The following is a 19,021-nucleotide window of genomic DNA, read 5'->3' as shown; positions in this document are numbered from 1 at the left end:
TCAGGCCACCACAGCGTCGGCGTTGGCGGGAACGTCCGTCTCGATCCGTCCGGCGCGCAGGCGCACGGTGCGGTCGCAGAGCGCGGCCAGCGAGAGGTCGTGGGTGACCAGAACAAGCGTGGCGCCGCGCTCGCGCCGCAGCGCGAAGATCAGGTCGACGATCGAGCGGCCGGTGTTTTCGTCGAGATTGCCCGTCGGCTCGTCGGCGACGAGGATGGTGGGGTCAGGTGCGACGGCGCGCGCGATGGCGACGCGCTGCTGCTCGCCGCCCGACAACTGCGCCGGGTAGTGGTCCATGCGGTCGCCGAGGCCGACATTGCGCAATTCGGCCTCGGCGCGGGCGAAGGCATCGCCGGCTCCGGCCAATTCCAGCGGCAGGGCGACGTTCTCGCGCGCCGTCATCGTCGGGACGAGATGGAAGGACTGGAAGACGATGCCGATATGGCGGCCGCGGAAGACGGCGAGACCGTCCTCGTCGAGCGCGCCGAGCTCCTGCCCGGCGACCTTCACGCTGCCGGCGTCAGGTCGCTCCAGCCCGGCCATGGTCATCAGCAACGTGGACTTGCCGGAGCCGGAGGGGCCGACCAGCCCGGTCGCCTGCCCGGCGGCGAGCGACAAAGAAACGCCCTTGAGGATATGGACGCGGGCGGCCGCACGCCCCAAACTAAGTTCGACATCCCGCAATTCGATCGCCGGCTGCTCTGTCGGTGGGACGCGCACTTCGCTCATCATCCAATGATCCTGACTTCGACATCCATCAGCGTCCCTGCTCGCACCGAAACGCGGCCCGAGCGGGGCAAAACGCCGTCGCGCCCCTTAGAGGGCCGATATGGGCGTGCCTGGGCGCTTGTCCAATCTCTCTGCGCCGCATTGTTGTGTTTCCTACTGTTTCCGGTTGCGAGCATGTCCCAGACTTCGGCCCAGACATCGACGCCGGCGCGTACCCTGAAACTCGTCGCGCTCGGCGACAGTCTCACCGCCGGCTACAACCTGCCGGGCAGCGCGGCGTTTCCGCCGGTTCTCGAGCAAGCGTTGCGCCAGAAGGGCATCGCTGTCGAAATCGTGAATGCCGGCGTTTCGGGCGATACGGTCCAGGGCGGGCTCGAGCGGCTCGACTGGTCTGTGGCCGACGGGACGGACGGCGTCATCGTCGAACTCGGTGCCAATGACGCCCTGCGCGGGCTCGACCCGGCGACGACCCGCAAGGGGCTGGAGGCGATCATCACGCGGCTGAAGGCGCGCGGCATCCCGGTCCTGCTCACCGGCATGTATGCGCCGCGCAATCTCGGCCCGGATTATGCGAAGCGTTTCGACGCCATCTATCCGGAGCTTGCGAAGAGCCACGGGCTGGTGCTTTACCCCTTCTTCCTGGAGGGCATTGCGGGCGACCGCGCGCTCAACCAGCCCGATCTGCTCCATCCGACGGCTGAAGGCGTCCGCGTCATCGTCCGCACCATCCTGCCCACGGTCGAGCGCTTTCTTTCGACGCTGCCGGCCAAACCCTGACGGGCCTCCCGGCTCGCCAGTCTGCTTCCCGTCTCATCTGCTGATCGCGCGCCTTTCGCCCGCTGCTTCCGGAGTTGCATCGCCATGGAATACCGCCGCCTTGGGCGCACCGATCTGAAGGTCTCGGTGATCTGCCTGGGAACCATGACCTGGGGCCAGCAGAACACCGAAGCTGAGGGCCATGAGCAGATGGACTACGCCCTCGACCAGGGCGTCAATTTCTTCGACACGGCCGAGATGTATGCGATTCCGCCCAAGCCGGAGACGCAAGGCGCGACCGAGCGGATCATCGGCAACTGGTTCAAGGCCAGGGGCAATCGCGACAAGGTCATCCTCGCCTCGAAGATCGTCGGGCGCGGCACCAGCGACTGGCTGCGCGACGACAAGGGCCCGACGCGGGTCACGCGCAAGCAGATCGTTGAGGCCGTCGACAAGAGCCTGAAGCGGCTGCAGACCGACTACATCGACCTCTACCAGGTCCATTTTCCCGAGCGGCCGATGCCTTGGGGCTCGAATCCGACGCGCTTCTCCAAGGCGGCCTTCGATCGCCCCGACGACGAGACGCCGATCGCCGAGCAGCTCGACGCCTTCGCCGAAATCGTCAAGCAGGGAAAGATCCGCCATCTCGGCCTCTCCAACGAGAGCGCCTGGGGCACGATGAGCTTCGTGCAGGACGCAGCCGCCCGCGGGACGCCGCGTGTCCAGTCGATCCAGAACGCCTACAGCCTGCTCAACCGCACCTTCGAGACGGCGCTGGCCGAGATCGCAATCCGCGAGGATGTCGGGCTTCTGGCCTATTCGCCGCTGGCGCAGGGCTTCCTCACCGGCAAATATCTCGATGGTGCGCGGCCCGCAGGTGCGCGCACGACGCTGTTCGACCGTGGCCAACGCTACCAGGGCGCCGGCACGGAAGACGCGATCAAGCAGTACCTCGCCGTCGCCAGGGAAGCGGGCCTCGATCCCGCGCAGATGGCGCTGGCCTTCGTCAATTCGCGCGCCTTCGTCACCGCCAACATCATCGGCGCGACCAAGATGGAGCAGCTCAAGACGGATATCGCCTCGATCGGCGTGACGTTGTCGCCGGAGATCGAGGCGAAGATCGACGCGATCCACCAGCTCGTGGGCAATCCCTGCCCCTAGGAGCCCGCTTTCGTCATGGTCGGGCTTGTCCCGACCATCCATGTCTTCGCTTGTCCAGCCCTGTGACCAAGACGTGGATGCTCGCCACAAGGGCGAGCATGACGGCCGCGAGCATGGGCGCTGTCGCTTAAGGCGGCATGTGCCCGGCTTTTCGTCTCGCCAGAGTCACAAAAAGCTGGCACTGATTCGCACATGCCGAGGCTGTTCACAGCTCTGGAGATTCCCGCCGAGGTTGCCTCGGCGTTGACGCTGCACCGGGGCGGACTGGTCGGGGCGCGCTGGATCGATCCGGCCGATTACCACATCACCTTGCGCTTCCTCGGCGATGTCGATCGCAGGACAGCGAATGATCTCGACGAATTCCTCGGCGATATCCGCAGCTACCCCTTCGAGGTGACGCTGGACGAGATCGGCAGCTTCGGCGGCGACAAGCCGCGCGCCGTCTTCGCGCGGGTGCAGCCGAATGCGAAGCTCAGCGAGCTCCAGGCCGATCTCGAGCGGCTGATGCGCCGGCTCGGCCTGCCTCCCGAGGGGCGCAAATTCGTGCCGCATGTGACGCTGGCACGCCTGCGCGACACCTCGCCGATGGATGTCGCGCATTATCTCAGCGCCCATCCGATCATCCGCCCGATCACCTTCACGACACGGCGGCTGGCCTTGATGTCGTCGCGCGATTCGGTCGGCGGCGGGCCTTATGTGCTGGAGGCGGCCTATCCGCTGGGGCCGTCCTATCCGAACCGGATGGCACGCGGCGAATTCCAGCGGAGATGACGATGCCTAAGCGACTGGGCCCCGATGCCCGCAACGAAGCCCTGACGACGCTGACCGGCTGGAAGCTGGTCGAGGGGCGCGAGGCCATCACCAAACGCTTTGTCTTCCGCGATTTCAGCGAGGCCTTCGGCTGGATGACCCGGGTGGCGCTGCTGGCCGAAGCCATGGACCACCACCCCGAATGGTCGAATGTCTACCGCACCGTCGAGGTGACGCTGGCGACGCATGACGCCGGCGGATTGACCGAACTCGACGTCAAGCTCGCCCGCGCGATGGATGCGATCGCCAGCTGACCGGCCAGACCGTTACTCCGAAGGGGTGCGCCAGGCGGCGAGCGGCCGGGTCAGGGGCGCCGGCAAGCGCTTGATGGCGGTCTTCAGTGCCGGACGCAGCCGTTGCAGCCCGAGCCCGCAGGCGATTTTGCCCTTGAGCGAGAGCGGCAGAGCGCGATCCGCGACGAAGGTGGTGCCGTCGGCATGTTCCAGCTTGTAGGGATCGGCTGGGCCAAGCAGATCGAACACCGTGTTGCCGCGCGCTTTGGCGCCGGCGAAGCTGTGCTGGATCAGGATGCCGCCGACGCCGCCGCGCTCATGGTCGGGGTGCGAAGCGATGACATGGCCGAAGCTGGTGCCCTTGCAGTCGAGCGACAGATCGATGCCGATCGGCTGCCCGCCGCAGCGGATCAGCGCGATCCGCAACGGTGAACCGCCGGCCGCGTTGCCGGCGAGATCGCGGAAGAAGGTTGCGAAACGAGGATCCGAGATCGCCGGCGCGATGATGCCATGGCGCCGCAGCGCAGCCTGCTTCATCGCGACCGCCTCGCCGGACAGTTCAGCAGCCTCGGGGCCGGGCGAAACCAGATCGAAGGTCAGCGGGCCGCGCTCGGCCAGCCGGCGCAGCCGCCTGCGATGGTTCGAGCGCTCGCGCGCCGGATAGGCCTGGCTTGGACCGTCTTGCCCGACGCGACGAGCGAGACAGGCGAAAGGCGCCTCGATCTGCTCGGTGGCGGCTGCCCCGGTCAGCAATCCTGAAACGGCCAGCACCGAATCGGCGCGGAGCTTGCGGGCCTCGAAGATGTCGGCCTTCAATGCTCGAACAGCGCGCCAGCCCATGCCCAGCAACATGGCTTCGTCGCCGGTCTGCTCGACCAGGACGTCGCCGAACTGCGCGATCGGGATGCCCATGAAGCGCAATGTCGCGATGCCGAAGCGGCGCTGGCGGACCAGCGGCCAGACCATCACCAGCCTGCCGTCACGGCGCAGCGTCACGATGCTCAGGCGCGTCTGGGCGTCAAGATAATGCGCGGCCCAGTGGCGCAGCACGACATGGCTCTGGAAGACCTGATGCGGCAGGGCGGCGCGCTCGAAAAGTGCGTCCCACTCCTCGCGCAGCGCCAGGAACGCCTCGACCTCATCGACCAGGCCGAGGCGAAGCGTCGCGTCGCGAGTGGGTGCCGCGCGCCGCTCGTGGCTGGCGCCCTCTGTCGCGCTAGGGCTTGCGACGAGCGTCACGAGGCCGGCGCCCGCCGCCAATGCGCGAAAAGCCGCTTCAGCCCGGCGAAGGGGAAGCGCGCCAGATAGGGCAGCAGCAACAACGGGTGACGCGCGGCGAAGGGCGCGTCGTGCTCGACCATGTGGCGGATGGCGAGGATGGGATAAGGCGAGCGCAGCGGCCGGAAATCGGGGTTCCACAGGCCCGGCGCGTCGGATTGGGCGTACATCAGGCCGATCATCCGGTTGCGCGAGAGCGAATAGAATTTGTGGCGGTCCTGCACGCGACGGAGCATGGCGATGCCGTCCTCAGCCGTGCAGGCGGGGAAGCCGATGATCACGGTGCGGAAATGCGCCATCGAGGCCTTGGCGGGGATAGCTTCGAGTTCGGCGAAGCTGGCGCGGATCAGGGCGAAGGTACTCGCCTCATCGTTGGGACCGGCCGGGCTCACCGCGAGGCGCACCGTGTCGAGCTTGGCGGCCTGACGGGTGAAGGGGCAGACCGCGCCGCTGCGGCCGAGATCGACATGGCTGCCCATGAGATAGCCCTCGACCCAGCCGAGCAGGGTTGCGAGATCGCCGCCGGGCGCACTGGCAGCCTGTGCCCGGGCGGCTTCGATGCCCAGCAGCGCAGCGCTTTCGTCCGCCGAAATGGCTTGCGTGTCCAGCATTGGCCTCGTCCGCGCGATGGGAGACCAGCCTCTAGCAGAGCCGTCTTAGGGAAGCGTTGCGGGTCGCCCGGCGCGGCGCGCGGGTTGCGTTAGGGGCTGGTTAAGGCTGGTGCCCAGCCGCAAGCGCGCAACGCTGCTTCCATATGCGCGGGCGGCGGCGCCTCGACGTGGATCGGCGGCTTCTTGCGGTAGAGCGGGACGGTGACGGCGCGCGCATGGAGCTGCAGGCCGGGACCACCCTCGCGCGGTGCATCGCCATAGATTTCGTCGCCGAGCATCGGCCAGCCGGATGAGGCGCAATGGACGCGAAGCTGATGCGTGCGGCCGGTCAGCGGTTCGAGTTCGAGCCAGGCGAGGGGGCCGGTCTCGCCGGTGCCGCGTCCCATGACCCGGTAGCGCGTCTGCGAGGGCAGGCCATCGGGATCGACCTTCATCCACCAGCCGCGATCGGGCGCACGCTTGCCGAGCGCGAGGTCGATCAGGCCCACATGGGCTTCAGGGCTGCCCTGCACGATCGCCCAATAGGTCTTGTCGATCTTGCCGTCGCGGAACATCTGGTTGAGCTCGGCCATGGCGCGGGGATGACGGCCGAGGATCAGGCAGCCGGAGGTGTCCTTGTCGAGCCGATGCGCGGCTTCGGGACGGCGCGGCAGGCCGAAGCGCAGTGCGTCGAGATGGTCGGTCAGGACCGGGATGATCCGGCGCTTGGCCTGGGGTCCGCGATGCGAGGGGAGCCCGGCCGGCTTGTCGATGACCAGCATCATCGCGTCGCGATAGAGCAGCGGAAACGGCAGCGGCGGCTCGTCGCGTAGCTGTGAAATCTCTGGTCGGTCGGGCGCGGTCATGGCATTGCGCTAACGAAGGCCACCGTGCGGCGCAAGCACGAGCCGCTCTGCGGCAAGGCCACGGGAAGAATGATGAGCGAGAACGAACAAAAGAAGCGCGGCTTCTTTTCGAGATTGTTCGGCACTGAGCCGGAGCCCGATACGCCTGCGCCCGCCGTTCCGGCCGTGCCTGCCGAGGTGCCGCCCGAGGCTCCGCTCGAGGACGCGCCGATCGCGCCGGAACTGCTGAGCGGCGAGGCCGGCCCGCTGCCGATCGCCATGCCGGAGCCCGCGCCGGTCCAGGCTGCGCCGGTGATCGTGGCGCCCGTGGCTGCGCCCGAGCCGAAGCGGAGCTGGTGGCGCCGGCTGACCGAGGGGCTGTCGCGGACCTCGTCTGCGCTGACGACCGGGATCACCGACCTCTTCACCAAGCGCAAGCTCGATGCCGGCACGCTGGAAGACCTCGAAGACATCCTGATCCAGGCTGATCTCGGCCTCGCCACCGCAGCCCGCGTCGCCAAGGCGGTCGGCGACGGCCGCTACGACCGGCAAATCGAGCCCGCCGAGGTCAAGGCGATCCTGGCGCGCGAGGTCGAGGCGATCCTGACGCCGGTGGCGCAGCCGCTCATCATCGACGCCACGAAAAAGCCGTTCGTGATCCTGATGGTCGGGGTCAACGGCTCGGGCAAGACGACGACGATCGGCAAGCTTGCGGCCAAGTTCCGGGCCGAGGGCAAATCCGTGATGCTGGCTGCCGGCGATACCTTCCGCGCGGCGGCGATCGAGCAGCTCAAGGTCTGGGGCGAGCGTACCGGGGCGGAGGTCGTCTCCGGCAACCAGGGCGCCGATGCCTCGGGGCTCGCCTTCGAGGCGCTGCAGAAGGCGAAGGCCGCCGGCACCGACGTGCTGCTGGTCGATACCGCCGGGCGATTGCAGAACAAGACGGGTCTGATGGACGAACTCGCCAAGGTGGTCCGCGTCATCCGCAAGCTCGATCCCGAAGCGCCGCATGCGGCGCTGCTGGTGCTGGACGCGACCGTCGGCCAGAACGCGGTCAGCCAGGTCGAGGCCTTCCGCGAGACGGCCGGCGTCACCGGGCTGGTGATGACCAAGCTCGACGGCACGGCGCGCGGCGGCATCTTGGTGGCGCTGGCCGCGAAATTTTCTCTGCCGGTGCATTTCATCGGCGTCGGCGAGAGCGTCGAGGATCTGGAGCCGTTCTCGGCCCAGGACTTCGCCCGCGCTGTATCTGGATTGGGAGAAGCGGCATGACGAGCGACAGCGGAGCCGAAACGGCCGAGGCCGTGACGGAGAAGATGCTTCATCGGCGCAATGTCCACCCGATTTTGAAGCTGGCGCTCGAATTCGGGCCGCTGGCGATCTTCTTCTTCGCCAATTCCTATGGCGACCGGCTGTTCGGCGTCGCGAGCGACCGGCGCATCTTTGTTGCGACCGGCATCTTCATGGTCGCCTCGCTGGTGGCGCTCGTGCTGTCGCGAATCCTAATGGGCTACCTGCCGCGCATGGCGATCGTCAATGCGGTCGTGGTGTCGGTGTTCGGCGGGCTGACGATCGCGCTCGACGATGCCTTCTTCATCAAGGTGAAGCCGACCATCGTGAACGCGCTGTTCGGCTGCGTTTTGCTGGGCGGTTTGTATTTCGGCCGCTCGCTGCTGGCGCTGGTGCTGGAGACGGTGCTGCAGCTCGACGAGGAGGGCTGGCGCAAGCTGACCCTGCGCTGGGGCCTGTTCTTCTTCGTGCTGGCGGCGCTGAACGAGGTGGTCTGGCGCACGCAGACCCAGGACTTCTGGGTCGCCTTCAAGGTTTGGGGCGTGATGCCGCTGACCATGCTGTTCGCGCTGGCGCAGACGCCTCTGATCCTGAAGCACGAGATCAAGCCGGTGAAGGCAGCCGAATAAGCTACTCTTGCCATTTGGCGCGATCTCTCCCATTTTATGCCAAATGGATGAGATTGCATGAGCGCCTTGCTGCAGGTCGATACGACGGCTCGCGACTTCCTGCCGGAGCCGATTTCTGATGCGGAGGCGGCGGCGATGTTCCGCGCCGCCGTCAATCTGTTCCGGCTCTGGCGCCTGACCGACGAGCAGGCCGCGATGCTGCTCGACCTGCCGGCACGGAGCTATGGCCGCTGGAAAGCCGGGCAAATCGGCCGGATCTCGCGCGACGGCAAGGCCAGGCTCTCCAACCTGATGGGCATTCACAAGGCGCTGCGGATCATCTTCCGCGAACCGCAGCGCGGCTATGACTGGATCCAGGCGGCGAACGCGGCCTTTGCCGGGCGCTCCGCGCTGCAGGTGATGCTCGGCGGCGAGTTGACCGATCTGATGCGAGTCCGGCGCTATCTCGACGATGAGCGGGGCGGCTGGTGATCGACCCCGCCGGGATACCCGTCGCCGAGATCGGCTGGCGGGGCGCGGTCAGGATCATCCGCAGCCTGTTCCCGCCGATCGATTTGTTCGAGGACATTGCCGATCCGGCCGATTGGCCGCTGCTGCTGGCTGCCGAGCAAAAGACCAATCCGCGCCTGATGGAAGCGATCGGCAATCTCGATCTGGTTCCCCCGGCCAGGCGCGTCGCCGGCCCGGGCGCGAGCTGGCTGATGGCGCCCTTCACCCATGTCAGTCCCGACCGGCCGAGCCGCTTCTCCGCCGGGCGCTTCGGCGTGCTCTATGCCGGCGACAGCTTCGAGGTGGCGCTGTTCGAGACGGTGCATCACCATGCCCGCTTCATGGCTGCCACGAAGCAGCCGGCGGGCTGGACCTCGCAGTTCCGCGAGGTCTTACTCGACATCTCGGCCTCGCTGCATGATCTGCGCGGGCTGGGGGCGGCCGGTGCCCCGATGCTCGACCCGGCCGATTACGCGCAAAGCCAGGTGCTGGGCGGCCAGCTGCGCGATGCGGGCTCCGACGGCGTGGTCTATCCGAGCGTGCGCCGCGCAGGCAGGGAATGCGTCGGGCTGTTCTATCCGGACGGTGCCTCGAACCCGGTGCAGGGCCGGCATCTCGACTATCACTGGAACGGCGAGCGGGTGGATCTCTATCGCGATCGCAGCGCCGGCGAGGTCTACCGGATCGTGGAAGCGTAGCGGTCCGGCGGTCAGGTCCCGCTCTCGCGCATCCGCGTGACCTTGTAGGGCTCGCCCCTGGCGTCATAGGTCGTCCATTCGCCGACCTGCTGGCCCTTGTCGAAATGGCCTGAGCGCAGTCTGGTCCCGTCCTTGCGAAACCACTCCCAGTAGCCGGTGAACACGCCGTCGAGCTTCTGGCCCCTGGCCCAGAGGCTGCCGTCCCTGTGGAGCTTTTCGAACGGGACTGCGTCAGCCACTGCCGGTCCTCCTATTTCGGCGCCATGCGCAACGCGCCGTCGAGGCGGATGGCGCTGCCGTTGAGCATGTCGTTCTCGACGATGCTTTTGACCAGCGCCGCATATTCCGAGGGCTTGCCGAGCCGGGACGGGTGCGGCACCGAGACGGCCAGCGAGGCGCGGGCTTCCTCGGGCAGGCCGTCGAACATCGGCGTCTCGAACAGGCCGGGCATGATCGTCATGACGCGGATGCCCACCGAGGCAAGTTCGCGCGCGATCGGCAGCGTCATGCCGGCGACGCCGGCTTTCGAGGCGGCATAGGCAGCTTGGCCGATCTGGCCGTCCTCGGCCGCGATCGAGGCGGTGCAGATGAAGACGCCGCGCCCGCCATCGACTGTGACCGGGTCGAGGCCGGCAAGCGCCGCGGCCGATTTCGCGATCAGGCGGAAGGTCCCGGTCAGGTTGATCGCGACCGCCTTCTCGAACAAAGCGGTGTCATGCGCGATCAGCTCGCCGGTCTCGCGCTTCTTCGAGACGATGCGGCGGCCGGGCGCGATGCCGGCGCAGTTGACGACAATCCGGGCGATGCCCTGGGCGGCGCGGGCGGTGGCCAGCGCCTGATCGACGGAAGCCTCACTGGTCACGTCGCAGGTCACAAAGAGCCCGCCGATCTCGGCTGCGACCTGTTCGCCGCGCTCGGCGTTGAGGTCGAACAGCGCGACCTTGACGCCGTGCCCCGCCAGCATGCGCGCGGTGGCCTCGCCGAGGCCCGAGGCGCCGCCTGTGACGATGGCGGCGATGGAGGAATCGAGCTGCATTGGGCCTGTCCTGATCCTGAAAGGTCGATGGACGCGTTTAAGCCTCCGACCCGTCGGCTCCAAGCCGGATTCTTCGTGCGCCGCTTGGCGGACCTCTTGTGCGTGGTTTCTCGCGAGGCCACATCTTTCGACATTGCGGGTAGGTTGCGATCGCGGAATCATGCGGCATCACCACCGGCCCTCAGGAGGGGCAGAGATGAGCGACGGTTTCACCTCCCGTTTCACGGAGGAAGAGATGGCTGCGATCCGCAAGAGCCTGCGCGACGAGGCGCGTTTCGGCTCGGAATTCCTCGCCCGGCTGAAGCGCGTGGCGAAGCGGATACCGTTTGCCGAGGATCTGCTGGCGGCCTGGATTTGCGCCCGCGATCCGGCGACGCCGCGCCGTGTCCGGCTGACGCTGCTCGCCGCTCTCGGCTATTTCGTGTTGCCGGTCGATGCTCTGCCCGACATCATGCCGATCCTCGGCTTCACCGATGACGCGGCGGTGATCGCAGCCGCGCTCGCGGCCGTGGCGGGCTCGATCACGCCCGAGCATCGCGAGAAGGCCAGACAGGCGATGGCGGAGCTCTGAGGCAGGCTCAGAACGTCAGCACGACTTTGCCCTTCGCCTTGCGGTCGCCGATCAGCGCATAGGCCTCGGTCCAGCGCTCGACCGGGATTTCCGCATGGACATGGGCGCGGATATGGCCGGCGGCCGCCCAGCCCAGCAGCCGCTCCATGTTGCGGCGCTGGGCCGCCGGCTCACGCTGGACGAAATCGCCCCAGTACACGCCGCGCAGATCGCAGCCCTTCAGCAGCAACAGGTTGAGCGGGATTTTGGGGATCGCGCCACCGGCGAAGCCGACCACGAGATAGCGCCCCTCCCAGGCCATCGAGCGGACGGCGGGCTCGGCCAGATCGCCGCCGACCGTGTCGTAGAGCACGTCGACGCCGCGCCCTGCGGTCAGCCGGCGCAGGCCAGCCCGGATGTCCTCGGTGGTGTAGTCGATCTCCTCCTGCGCGCCGTGCTCGCGGGCGAGCGCGAGCTTGTCGGCCGAGGAGGCGCAAGCGATGACATGAGCGCCGAGCAGCGCGCCGATCTCGACCGCCGCCAGCCCGGCACCTCCGGCTGCACCGAGGATCGCCAACGTCTCGCCGCCCTTCAGCGAGGCGCGCTGGATCAGCCCGTGCATCGCCGTGCCATAGGTGACGAAGAGGCCGGCCGCCTGCGCGTCGTCGAGGCCAGGGGGGATTTTCACCGCCGCCTCGGCCGGGACCACGACCTGCTCGCGCGCGGCGCCATAGCCCAGCCAGGCGGCGACGCGCTCGCCGATCCGCCAGCCGGCGACGCCTTCACCGATCGCGGCGACGGTGCCGGCGCATTCGGCCGATGGCGAGAAGGGCAGGGCCGGCTTGGTCTGATAACGGTTCTCGATGATCAGCGTGTCGAAGAAGTTGAGCGCCGCAGCCTTCACCGTGATCGCGATTTCGCCCGGGCCCGGTGTCGGCTCAGGGACGTCGCGGATGACCAGCGTCTCGGCCGGCCCATGGCGTTCGCAGAGCAATGCCCTCATCGTTGCCTCACCCGCCGCGACCCTCGTTGCGGAGCCGAATGTGCCATGGGTTCGGGGCGAACGAAACGGCCTCGCGGCCGGCTCGGGCATTCGCATTTTCGCCAGGATCGTGACACTCTATGCACTGAGCTTGCGCCATCACGCCCGTCAACGGGTGGTAAAGGCAGTGTTAAGATTTTTAATGACTGATGGCGGTCCATGATCATCTCGTCTCTCCGCTCCGGCGTCACCGCCTCGCCCCGCCCGACAGTCCTCCTCGCCATGCTGGCAGGCTGTACCGGTCTCGCTTTGTCGCCCATGGTCGCCATGGCGCAGCAGAAGCCGCGCCCCGCGGCAGCAGCCGCTGCGGCCACCCCCGCGGCCGCCGGCCAGGGCCAGGCGATGCTGCTCGAGACTGCCGGAAAATGGCAGGCCTTCTCCTCGCAGCAGGGCCGCGCCAAGGTCTGCTACGCGCTGTCGAAGGCTGAAAGCCGGCTGCCCGCCAATCTCAAGGATGTCGAAGGCCTGCTCTTCGTCGCCACGCGCCCGAGCGAGGGCGTGCGCAACGAGATCAGCTTCGTGCTGAATTTCGACCTCAAGGAAGATGTCGAGCATCAGGCGATCATCGGCACGGAGCGTTTCGCGCTGGTCGCCAAGGGCCAGAACATGTGGCTGAAGAATCCCGCCGAGGAGCCGCGCATGCTGGATTCGCTGCGCAAGGGCTCGGCGCTGGAGATCAAAGGTACGTCGAAGCGCGGCAATGCGACGGCCGACAAATATTCGCTCGCGGGCATGAATCAGGCCGTCAAACGCGCCGAAGACGCCTGCAAATAGGTCGGCGAATGGAATTCGCGAGCGTGAGCCGTTTGACGCGGCTTTCTGCGCTTCCGGTGCTCACGGACTGGTGTCCGCTCCGCTCCGGTTCTCGTCCGTCACGCCAGCCGGCTCACGCTCGCGAATTCCATTCGCCGTCCTGCGTTGTGCAATCTGCGGCCATGATTTCGCGGCTGGGCTTTCTCGTGCTATGAGCCGCAGCCATTCGGGCCTTTGACGCCCGACCCGAGCCAGAGTTCCGATGACCCTCTCCGTTCTAGAACCCGCCGCGCCAGCGGCCGAACCCGTTTTGCAGCGCCTGTCGCTGGTCGGGCGCACGCGCGCCGGGCTTGCCGAGGCGCTGGCCGAGATCGGCGTGCCGGAGAAGGAGCGGCGCATGCGCGTCGGCCAGCTCTGGAACTGGATCTACCACTACGGCGTGCGCGATTTCGCGCAGATGACCACGATCGGGAAGGCGCTGCGATCGGCGCTGGCTGAACGCTTCACGCTCGACCTGCCCGAGGTCACGGCCGAACAGATATCCACCGACGGCACCCGCAAATGGCTGATCCGCATGGCCCCGACCGGCCCGCGCGACCGCGGCGCCGAGATCGAATGCGTCTATATCCCCGAGGTCGATCGCGGCACGCTTTGCGTCTCCAGCCAGGTCGGCTGCACGCTGACCTGCACCTTCTGCCACACCGGCACGCAGCGCCTGGTGCGCAACCTGACGACGGAAGAGATCGTTGCGCAGTTGATGGTGGCGCGCGATCGGCTCGGCGATTTTCCGGGCCGCATCGCGCCCGGCGGTGCCTTCGTGCCCAATGATGGTGGGCGTTTCGTCTCCAACATCGTCTTCATGGGCATGGGCGAGCCGCTCTACAATTTCGACGGCGTGCGCGATGCCATCGACGTCATCTCGGACAATGAGGGGCTCTCGCTCGGGCGCCGCCGCATCACCGTCTCGACCTCGGGCGTCGTGCCGCAGATCGGCCCTCTGGGCTCGCAGATGAGCACGATGCTGGCGATCTCGCTGCATGCAGTGCGTGACGATCTGCGCAACGAGCTCGTGCCGCTAAACAAGAAATATCCGATCAAGGATCTGCTCGAGGCCTGCCGGACCTATCCCGGCGTCTCGAACGCGAAACGCATCACCTTCGAATACGTCATGCTCAAGGGCGTGAACGATACCGACGCCGAGGCGCGCGAGCTGGTGCGGCTGCTCAAGGGCATTCCGGCCAAGATCAACCTGATCCCGTTCAACCCCTGGCCGGGCACCCGCTACGAGTGCTCGGAGTGGGACCGGATCGAACGTTTTTCCGAGGTCGTCTTCAAGGCCGGCTACGCCTCGCCGGTGCGGACCCCGCGTGGGCGCGACATCCTCGCCGCCTGCGGCCAGCTCAAGAGCGAGACCGAGAAGCTCTCAGCCCGCGCCCGGCTGATGCTGGACCAGGACGAGGTGTCCGACGCATCGCTGGCGGGCTGACCGCGATGCTGCGCTGGCTTCTGCTGATTCCGTTCGCGCTGGTGATGGCGATGGCTGCCGGCCTCATGGCGATGATGGTCGCGAGCGTCGTCTCGCCTGGCATCGCGCTGCTGATCGGCGGCGGTTTCGAGCGGCTGCTCGACGCGCTGTTCGGGCTTGCCGACATGGGCGTCGACCCCGGCCCGACCGCCGTTGCAGCCGTCTCCCTGCTTGGGCGACTCGGCTTTGCGATCATCGTCGCGCCGGTCGTGCTGGTCGCGGTCGGTTCCGAGCTGTTTTCCTTGCGCAGCGGGCTGATCCAGAGCGGGCTGACCGGACTGTTGTCGGCACTGCTGCCGTTGGCCCTGCTCGGCCTGTCACGGACGCCCACCGGCGCCGAGGCGCAGATTATCGGTGCGCTGGTCCTGGTCGGGGCGGCGACGGGTTTCGTCTACTGGCTGATCGCGGGGCGTGGGGCGGGCGGAGAACGGCCGCTCGCCTGATCCGGCGTTTTTCGGTCGGTCAGTCCCCGATCGCGACACCTTCTCGCCTGCCGTCCGCGCCACCAACGAAGCCTTCCGGCGTCTTGACGATGGCCTGAATGCCCGAGGTCATCTCCAGCAGCCGGACCTCGTGACCTTTCGCTTCGAGCGCCGCCTTCCAGGCTTCGGCTTCCGTGCCCTTTTCCAGTTCTGTCGGGCCATTGCGGCTGCCGAGATTGCCGAGATCGACGGCGTTTTGCGGATTCATCTTCCAGTCGAGCAGCGCCACCAGCGTCTTGGTAACGAAGCCGATGATCTGGCTGCCGCCGGGCGAGCCGACCACGGCATAGAGCCGGCCGAAGGCGTCGAAGACCAGTGTCGGCGCCATCGAGGAGCGCGGGCGCTTGCCGGGCTCGACGCGATTGGCGACCGGCTTGCCGTCCTCTTCGGGAACGAAGGAGAAATCGGTCAGCTCGTTGTTGAGCAGGAAGCCGCCGGCCGTCATCAGCCGCGAGCCGAAACCGTCCTCGATCGTCGTGGTCATCGAGATGGCGTTGCCTTCGGCATCGACGACCGAGATGTGGCTGGTGCCGTTCTCGATGCCCTCGGAGGGCGCGAGCAGTTGCGCGCGCTTGTTGGGCGGCTCCCCGGCCCTGGCGCGGCCCATCGACTTCTCGGGGCTGACGAGGCTGGCACGCGAGCGGATATAATCCCGATCGATTAATCCCGGCAGCGGAATACCGATGAAGGCGGGGTCGGCGAGGTAGAGATTGCGATCGGCGAAGGCGAGGCGCCCGGCCTCTGCGAACCAGTGGGCGGCTTCCACGCCCGGACCCATCCGGGCCAGATCGCGCGTTTCGAGGATGCCGAGCATCTGCTGGACGGCGACCGCGCCTGAGCTTGGCGGGCCCATGCCGCAGATGCGCCAGATCCGGTAGGCGCCGCAGACCGGCTCACGCTCCTCGACCTTGTAGGCGGCAAGGTCGGCCGCCGTGATGTCGCCGGGATTGGTCGGGTGGCCGGTGACGGTGGCGACGATGTCCTGCGCGAGCGGCCCCGCGTAGAAGGCCTGCGAGCCGTTGGTGGCGATGGCGCGCAGGGTTTCGGCGAAGGCCGGGTTGCGCAGGATCGTGCCGATCGCCTTCGACTTGCCGTCCGGCTCGTAGAAATAGGCGGCGGCGCGGGCGTTCTTCGCCAGGTTCGTTTCGCCGGAGAGCAGGCCGTTGAGGCGCGGCGAGATGGCGAAGCCCTCTGCGGCCAGCTTGATCGCGGGTGCGATCACTTGGGCCCAGGGCAGGCGGCCCCAGCGCTTATGAGCCTCTTCCAGCAGCTTGAGCGTGCCGGGGACGCCGACGGAGCGGCCGCCGACGACCGCATCGACGAAGCGCATCGGCTTGCCGTCGGGCCCGATGAAGCGGTCGGGTTTGGCGGCGGCGGGTGCGGTCTCGCGCCCGTCCAGCGTCGTCACCTTCCGTGCCGCCTCGTCCCAATGGACGAGGAAGGCGCCGCCGCCGATGCCGGAGCTTTGCGGCTCGACCAGATTGAGCACGAGCTGGATCGCGATCGCCGCATCGGCCGCGCTGCCGCCGGCCCGCAGGATGTCGCGCCCGGCGGTCGCGGCGAGGGGATTGGCGGCCGCCACCATGAAGCGCTGAGCCGTGCCATGCGCCTTGGCGATGCGGCCCGTCGCGGCTTCAGGGGCTGGCGCGAGCGTTTGCGCGGCGGCAGTGCCGGCCGACATGGCGAGGGCCAGCAATACGACGACGAGACGCCGGAGTGGGATGTGTTGGCTCGGAAGCGAGAGCATGGTCCGAACTCCTGACGGATGGTGTCGGGAGATTAGTCCGCAAGAGCCCGTCCGCGCCACGTCCGCATTCGCCAAAGCCGTATTCTGTTGGCCGCTTTCGTCTTGGACCGGTCGCCCGCGACGGCTAAGGTCCGAATCGTTGTTCCCGAGACACTGCCAAAGGGGCCCCGGCATGTCGTTTGCGTTTTCCACGGTCGTTCGCCGACCGCTCATCGTCGCGCTTGCCGCGCTGCTTGGCCTCGCGGCGGCCGGTTGCGGCGTCAACAATGTGCCGACGCTGGAGGAGCGGGCCAAGGCGAGCTGGGGCGAGGTGCAAAACCAGTATCAGCGCCGCGCCGACCTGATCCCGAACCTGGTCGAGACGGTGAAGGGCTATGCCGCGCAGGAGCGCGAGGTGCTGACCGCCGTGGTCGAGGCCCGCGCCAAGGCGAGCCAGGTGAAGGTCGATGCCTCGACCATCACCGACCCCGCGAAGTTCAAGGAATATCAGGACGCGCAGAACCAGCTCAGCGGCGCGCTCGGGCGCCTGCTCGTGACGGTCGAGCGCTATCCTGATTTGAAGTCCAATCAGAACTTCCTCGCCTTGCAGTCGCAGCTCGAAGGCACCGAGAACCGCGTCGCGGTGGCGCGGCGCGACTACATCCAGGCGGTGCAGGCCTTCAACACCGAGATCCGGACCTTTCCGGGCGTGATCTGGGCCAAGCTGTTCTGGGGTGCCAAGGCGATGGAGAGCTTCACCGCGACGTCGGGAGCGGAGCGGCCGCCGGCCGTGAAGTTCTGAAACGCCCGTTTCTCCCTTCGATGTCCAGCAGGTGCCTGAAACGCGGGGAACCCTCTCCCGTAGGGAGAGGGCAGGGTGAGGGGTCGGCCCTCCTCCGAATGATGCGCAATATTGCCGCGTCGTGCCGCTGGCTTGGTGCTCCGCTGATCCATGGGCCGACACCTCACCCCTGCCCCTCTCCTTACAGGAGAGGGGTTCTCTGGCGTGTTTCGGCGCTCCTTCTCCTCGTGCTCTGGAGCGGCCTCGCACTGGCGGCCGATCCGACCTATCCCGCGCTCACCGGGCGGATCGTCGATGGGGCCAACCTGATCGCGCCCGAGGCAAGGCAGCGGATCGAGGCCAAGCTCAAGGCGCATGAGGACAAGACCTCGGACCAGCTCGTGGTTGCGACGGTGCCGTCCCTGCAGGGCATTGGCATCGAGGAGTTCGCCAACGGTTTATTCCGGTTCTGGAAGCTCGGCGAGGCCAAGACCAATAACGGCGTGCTGCTGCTGGTCGCGCCGAACGAACGCAAGGTCCGGATCGAGGTCGGCTACGGGCTCGAAGGCGCGCTGACCGATGCGCTCTCCAAGGTCATCATCACCACGGCGGTGGCGCCGAAGTTCAAGGCGGGCGACTTTGCCGGAGGCATCGAGGGTGGCGTCGACGGCATCCTGAGCATTCTCGCGGGGGATGCCGAGGAATGGCAAAGGCGCGCCAGCGTCCGCAGCGACGACCTATCCGGCATCGACGTCATCGCCATCGTCTTCGTGGTGGTGTTGCTTTTCATCCTTTTTGCGGCGTTCGTGAACGAATTTCGCGGCACTGGCGGCACTCGGCGCCACCGGCTGCGCAATGGCAGCTGGGTGACGCTGCCGCAAAGCTCGGGCTGGAGCACCGGGTCGAGCTCGAGCGGCGGTGGCTGGAGTTCGGGCTCAAGTTCAGGCGGCGGCTTTTCCGGCGGCGGCGGATCGTCAGGCGGCGGCGGTGCCTCGGGAGACTGGTGATGGATGAGCAGGATCGGGATGCGATCGCCGAGGCCGTGGCCCACGCCGAAAGCCAGACGGCGGCCGAGATCGTCGTGGTGATCGATCATGCGGCGTCGAGCTATCGGACGGTGCCAGTGGTGATGGCGCTGTCGCTGTCGCTGCTGGTGCCCTGGCCTCTGCTCGCGATGACGGCCACCAGCGCGCCGCGCATCTTCCTGACCCAACTCGTCTGCGCGGCGCTGCTGCTCTGCGGGCTGCTCTGGTATGGCCGTGGCGGCCGTTTCGTGCCGGGCTTCGTCAAGCGCCGACGTGCCCATGACGTGGCGCTGCGCGAATTCACGGCGCGCGGCCTGACGCGAACCCGCGGGCGCACCGGCGTGCTGTTCTATGTCGCCATCCAGGAGCGCTATGCCGAAATCCTCGTCGATACCGGCCTCGACGGGAAGGTCGATCAAGCCGTATGGGACGGGATCATCGAGCCGGCGCTGCTGGCCGCACGCGAGGATCGGCTGCGGGACGGGCTGATCGACGCCGTCCGCGCGGTTGGGGCCGTGCTGGCGACGCATGCGCCACGCACGGCCGACGACATCGACGAGCTGCCGAACAAGGTGGTGATTCTGTGAGAGCGC

Annotated in this window: 23 protein-coding genes; 15 read left to right on the top strand and 8 right to left on the bottom strand. The window is 67.5% G+C overall.

Annotated elements, in window-relative coordinates; all coding sequences use genetic code 11:
• Positions 1 to 732 carry an ABC transporter ATP-binding protein gene (locus tag AC1DYU_RS24110; RefSeq protein WP_476793840.1) on the bottom strand — a complete coding sequence of 244 codons (732 nt, stop codon included), beginning with the start codon at positions 730 to 732 and terminating at the stop codon, positions 1 to 3.
• Between the two features lie 171 nt (positions 733 to 903).
• Here AC1DYU_RS24110 and AC1DYU_RS24105 point away from each other — a divergent pair, with 171 nt between their 5' ends.
• The 4 genes from AC1DYU_RS24105 to AC1DYU_RS24090 all read left to right on the top strand — a co-directional run bounded on the left by AC1DYU_RS24105 (position 904) and on the right by AC1DYU_RS24090 (position 3,710).
• Entirely contained in the window at positions 904 to 1,506 is a 603-nt protein-coding gene (locus AC1DYU_RS24105; protein ID WP_476793839.1) for an arylesterase, read from the top strand.
• 84 nt (positions 1,507 to 1,590) lie between these two features.
• Positions 1,591 to 2,646, top strand: a complete 1,056-nt coding sequence (locus tag AC1DYU_RS24100) for an aldo/keto reductase (RefSeq protein ID WP_476793838.1) — start codon at positions 1,591 to 1,593, stop codon at positions 2,644 to 2,646.
• A gap of 192 nt (positions 2,647 to 2,838) precedes the next feature.
• Complete coding sequence (gene thpR, locus AC1DYU_RS24095) at positions 2,839 to 3,417, top strand: RNA 2',3'-cyclic phosphodiesterase (protein ID WP_476793837.1); 579 nt, start codon at positions 2,839 to 2,841, stop codon at positions 3,415 to 3,417.
• A gap of 2 nt (positions 3,418 to 3,419) precedes the next feature.
• Positions 3,420 to 3,710 (top strand): 4a-hydroxytetrahydrobiopterin dehydratase, encoded by a 291-nt coding sequence (locus tag AC1DYU_RS24090; protein WP_158486935.1) that lies wholly within the window; start codon positions 3,420 to 3,422, stop codon positions 3,708 to 3,710.
• A 12-nt stretch (positions 3,711 to 3,722) separates the two neighbouring features.
• On the opposite strand, the gene AC1DYU_RS24085 is transcribed toward AC1DYU_RS24090, so the two are convergent.
• From AC1DYU_RS24085 to AC1DYU_RS24075, 3 genes are all read right to left on the bottom strand, one after another.
• Positions 3,723 to 4,928 carry a GNAT family N-acetyltransferase gene (locus tag AC1DYU_RS24085; protein WP_476793836.1) on the bottom strand — a complete coding sequence of 402 codons (1,206 nt, stop codon included), beginning with the start codon at positions 4,926 to 4,928 and terminating at the stop codon, positions 3,723 to 3,725.
• Entirely contained in the window at positions 4,925 to 5,578 is a 654-nt protein-coding gene (locus AC1DYU_RS24080) for a DUF6875 domain-containing protein (RefSeq protein ID WP_158486933.1), read from the bottom strand. The genes AC1DYU_RS24085 and AC1DYU_RS24080 overlap by 4 nt, the downstream gene beginning before the upstream one ends.
• A gap of 89 nt (positions 5,579 to 5,667) precedes the next feature.
• Positions 5,668 to 6,423 carry an RluA family pseudouridine synthase gene (locus tag AC1DYU_RS24075; protein ID WP_476793835.1) on the bottom strand — a complete coding sequence of 252 codons (756 nt, stop codon included), beginning with the start codon at positions 6,421 to 6,423 and terminating at the stop codon, positions 5,668 to 5,670.
• A gap of 72 nt (positions 6,424 to 6,495) precedes the next feature.
• On the opposite strand from AC1DYU_RS24075, the gene ftsY reads away from it, so the two are divergent.
• Genes ftsY through AC1DYU_RS24055 form a run of 4 tightly spaced genes read left to right on the top strand, consistent with a single transcriptional unit; the run spans position 6,496 to position 9,508 of the window.
• Complete coding sequence (gene ftsY, locus AC1DYU_RS24070) at positions 6,496 to 7,674, top strand: signal recognition particle-docking protein FtsY (RefSeq protein WP_158486931.1); 1,179 nt, start codon at positions 6,496 to 6,498, stop codon at positions 7,672 to 7,674.
• Positions 7,671 to 8,321 carry a septation protein A gene (locus AC1DYU_RS24065; RefSeq protein WP_476793834.1) on the top strand — a complete coding sequence of 217 codons (651 nt, stop codon included), beginning with the start codon at positions 7,671 to 7,673 and terminating at the stop codon, positions 8,319 to 8,321. Before ftsY ends, AC1DYU_RS24065 begins: the two co-directional genes overlap by 4 nt.
• 57 nt (positions 8,322 to 8,378) lie before the next feature.
• Positions 8,379 to 8,792, top strand: coding sequence for an MbcA/ParS/Xre antitoxin family protein (locus AC1DYU_RS24060; RefSeq protein ID WP_476793833.1), 414 nt, complete (start codon positions 8,379 to 8,381; stop codon positions 8,790 to 8,792).
• Positions 8,789 to 9,508: an RES family NAD+ phosphorylase gene (locus AC1DYU_RS24055; RefSeq protein ID WP_476793832.1), complete on the top strand. Its 720-nt coding sequence runs from the start codon at positions 8,789 to 8,791 to the stop codon at positions 9,506 to 9,508. Before AC1DYU_RS24060 ends, AC1DYU_RS24055 begins: the two co-directional genes overlap by 4 nt.
• Positions 9,509 to 9,519: 11 nt before the next feature.
• Here the strand turns inward: AC1DYU_RS24055 and AC1DYU_RS24050 are convergent, their stop codons facing one another.
• Together AC1DYU_RS24050 and AC1DYU_RS24045 are read right to left on the bottom strand one after the other, a co-directional pair.
• Positions 9,520 to 9,747: a toxin-antitoxin system YwqK family antitoxin gene (locus AC1DYU_RS24050; RefSeq protein ID WP_476793831.1), complete on the bottom strand. Its 228-nt coding sequence runs from the start codon at positions 9,745 to 9,747 to the stop codon at positions 9,520 to 9,522.
• Between the two features lie 11 nt (positions 9,748 to 9,758).
• Positions 9,759 to 10,544: an SDR family NAD(P)-dependent oxidoreductase gene (locus AC1DYU_RS24045; RefSeq protein WP_476793830.1), complete on the bottom strand. Its 786-nt coding sequence runs from the start codon at positions 10,542 to 10,544 to the stop codon at positions 9,759 to 9,761.
• Between the two features lie 196 nt (positions 10,545 to 10,740).
• Between AC1DYU_RS24045 and AC1DYU_RS24040 the strand changes: the two genes are divergently transcribed.
• Positions 10,741 to 11,115, top strand: coding sequence for a YkvA family protein (locus AC1DYU_RS24040; protein WP_476793829.1), 375 nt, complete (start codon positions 10,741 to 10,743; stop codon positions 11,113 to 11,115).
• Between the two features lie 7 nt (positions 11,116 to 11,122).
• On the opposite strand, the gene AC1DYU_RS24035 is transcribed toward AC1DYU_RS24040, so the two are convergent.
• Complete coding sequence (locus tag AC1DYU_RS24035; RefSeq protein ID WP_476793828.1) at positions 11,123 to 12,097, bottom strand: NADPH:quinone oxidoreductase family protein; 975 nt, start codon at positions 12,095 to 12,097, stop codon at positions 11,123 to 11,125.
• A gap of 198 nt (positions 12,098 to 12,295) precedes the next feature.
• On the opposite strand from AC1DYU_RS24035, the gene AC1DYU_RS24030 reads away from it, so the two are divergent.
• The 3 genes from AC1DYU_RS24030 to AC1DYU_RS24020 all read left to right on the top strand — a co-directional run bounded on the left by AC1DYU_RS24030 (position 12,296) and on the right by AC1DYU_RS24020 (position 14,857).
• A complete protein-coding gene (locus AC1DYU_RS24030) occupies positions 12,296 to 12,910 on the top strand; it encodes an invasion associated locus B family protein (protein WP_476793827.1) in 615 nt (204 codons plus the stop codon).
• A gap of 241 nt (positions 12,911 to 13,151) precedes the next feature.
• Positions 13,152 to 14,375: a dual-specificity RNA methyltransferase RlmN gene (rlmN, locus tag AC1DYU_RS24025; RefSeq protein ID WP_476793826.1), complete on the top strand. Its 1,224-nt coding sequence runs from the start codon at positions 13,152 to 13,154 to the stop codon at positions 14,373 to 14,375.
• Between the two features lie 5 nt (positions 14,376 to 14,380).
• Complete coding sequence (locus AC1DYU_RS24020; protein WP_158486923.1) at positions 14,381 to 14,857, top strand: hypothetical protein; 477 nt, start codon at positions 14,381 to 14,383, stop codon at positions 14,855 to 14,857.
• A gap of 19 nt (positions 14,858 to 14,876) precedes the next feature.
• On the opposite strand, the gene ggt is transcribed toward AC1DYU_RS24020, so the two are convergent.
• Entirely contained in the window at positions 14,877 to 16,643 is a 1,767-nt protein-coding gene (gene ggt / locus AC1DYU_RS24015) for a gamma-glutamyltransferase (RefSeq protein WP_476793825.1), read from the bottom strand.
• Positions 16,644 to 16,815: 172 nt separating this feature from the next.
• Between ggt and AC1DYU_RS24010 the strand changes: the two genes are divergently transcribed.
• The 3 genes from AC1DYU_RS24010 to AC1DYU_RS24000 all read left to right on the top strand — a co-directional run bounded on the left by AC1DYU_RS24010 (position 16,816) and on the right by AC1DYU_RS24000 (position 19,015).
• Complete coding sequence (locus tag AC1DYU_RS24010) at positions 16,816 to 17,424, top strand: LemA family protein (protein WP_158486921.1); 609 nt, start codon at positions 16,816 to 16,818, stop codon at positions 17,422 to 17,424.
• A 227-nt stretch (positions 17,425 to 17,651) separates the two neighbouring features.
• The gene (locus tag AC1DYU_RS24005) at positions 17,652 to 18,410 is read left to right on the top strand and encodes a TPM domain-containing protein (protein ID WP_476793824.1); all 759 of its coding nucleotides are present in this window, start codon (positions 17,652 to 17,654) and stop codon (positions 18,408 to 18,410) included.
• Positions 18,410 to 19,015: a TPM domain-containing protein gene (locus AC1DYU_RS24000; RefSeq protein WP_476793823.1), complete on the top strand. Its 606-nt coding sequence runs from the start codon at positions 18,410 to 18,412 to the stop codon at positions 19,013 to 19,015. The genes AC1DYU_RS24005 and AC1DYU_RS24000 overlap by 1 nt, the downstream gene beginning before the upstream one ends.
• Positions 19,016 to 19,021 lie beyond the last annotated feature (6 nt).

This window comes from Allobosea sp. P2_B12, from assembly GCF_056404835.1.
The sequence above is the reverse complement of the archived record's forward strand: the minus strand, read 5'-3'. Positions and strand labels throughout refer to the sequence as shown.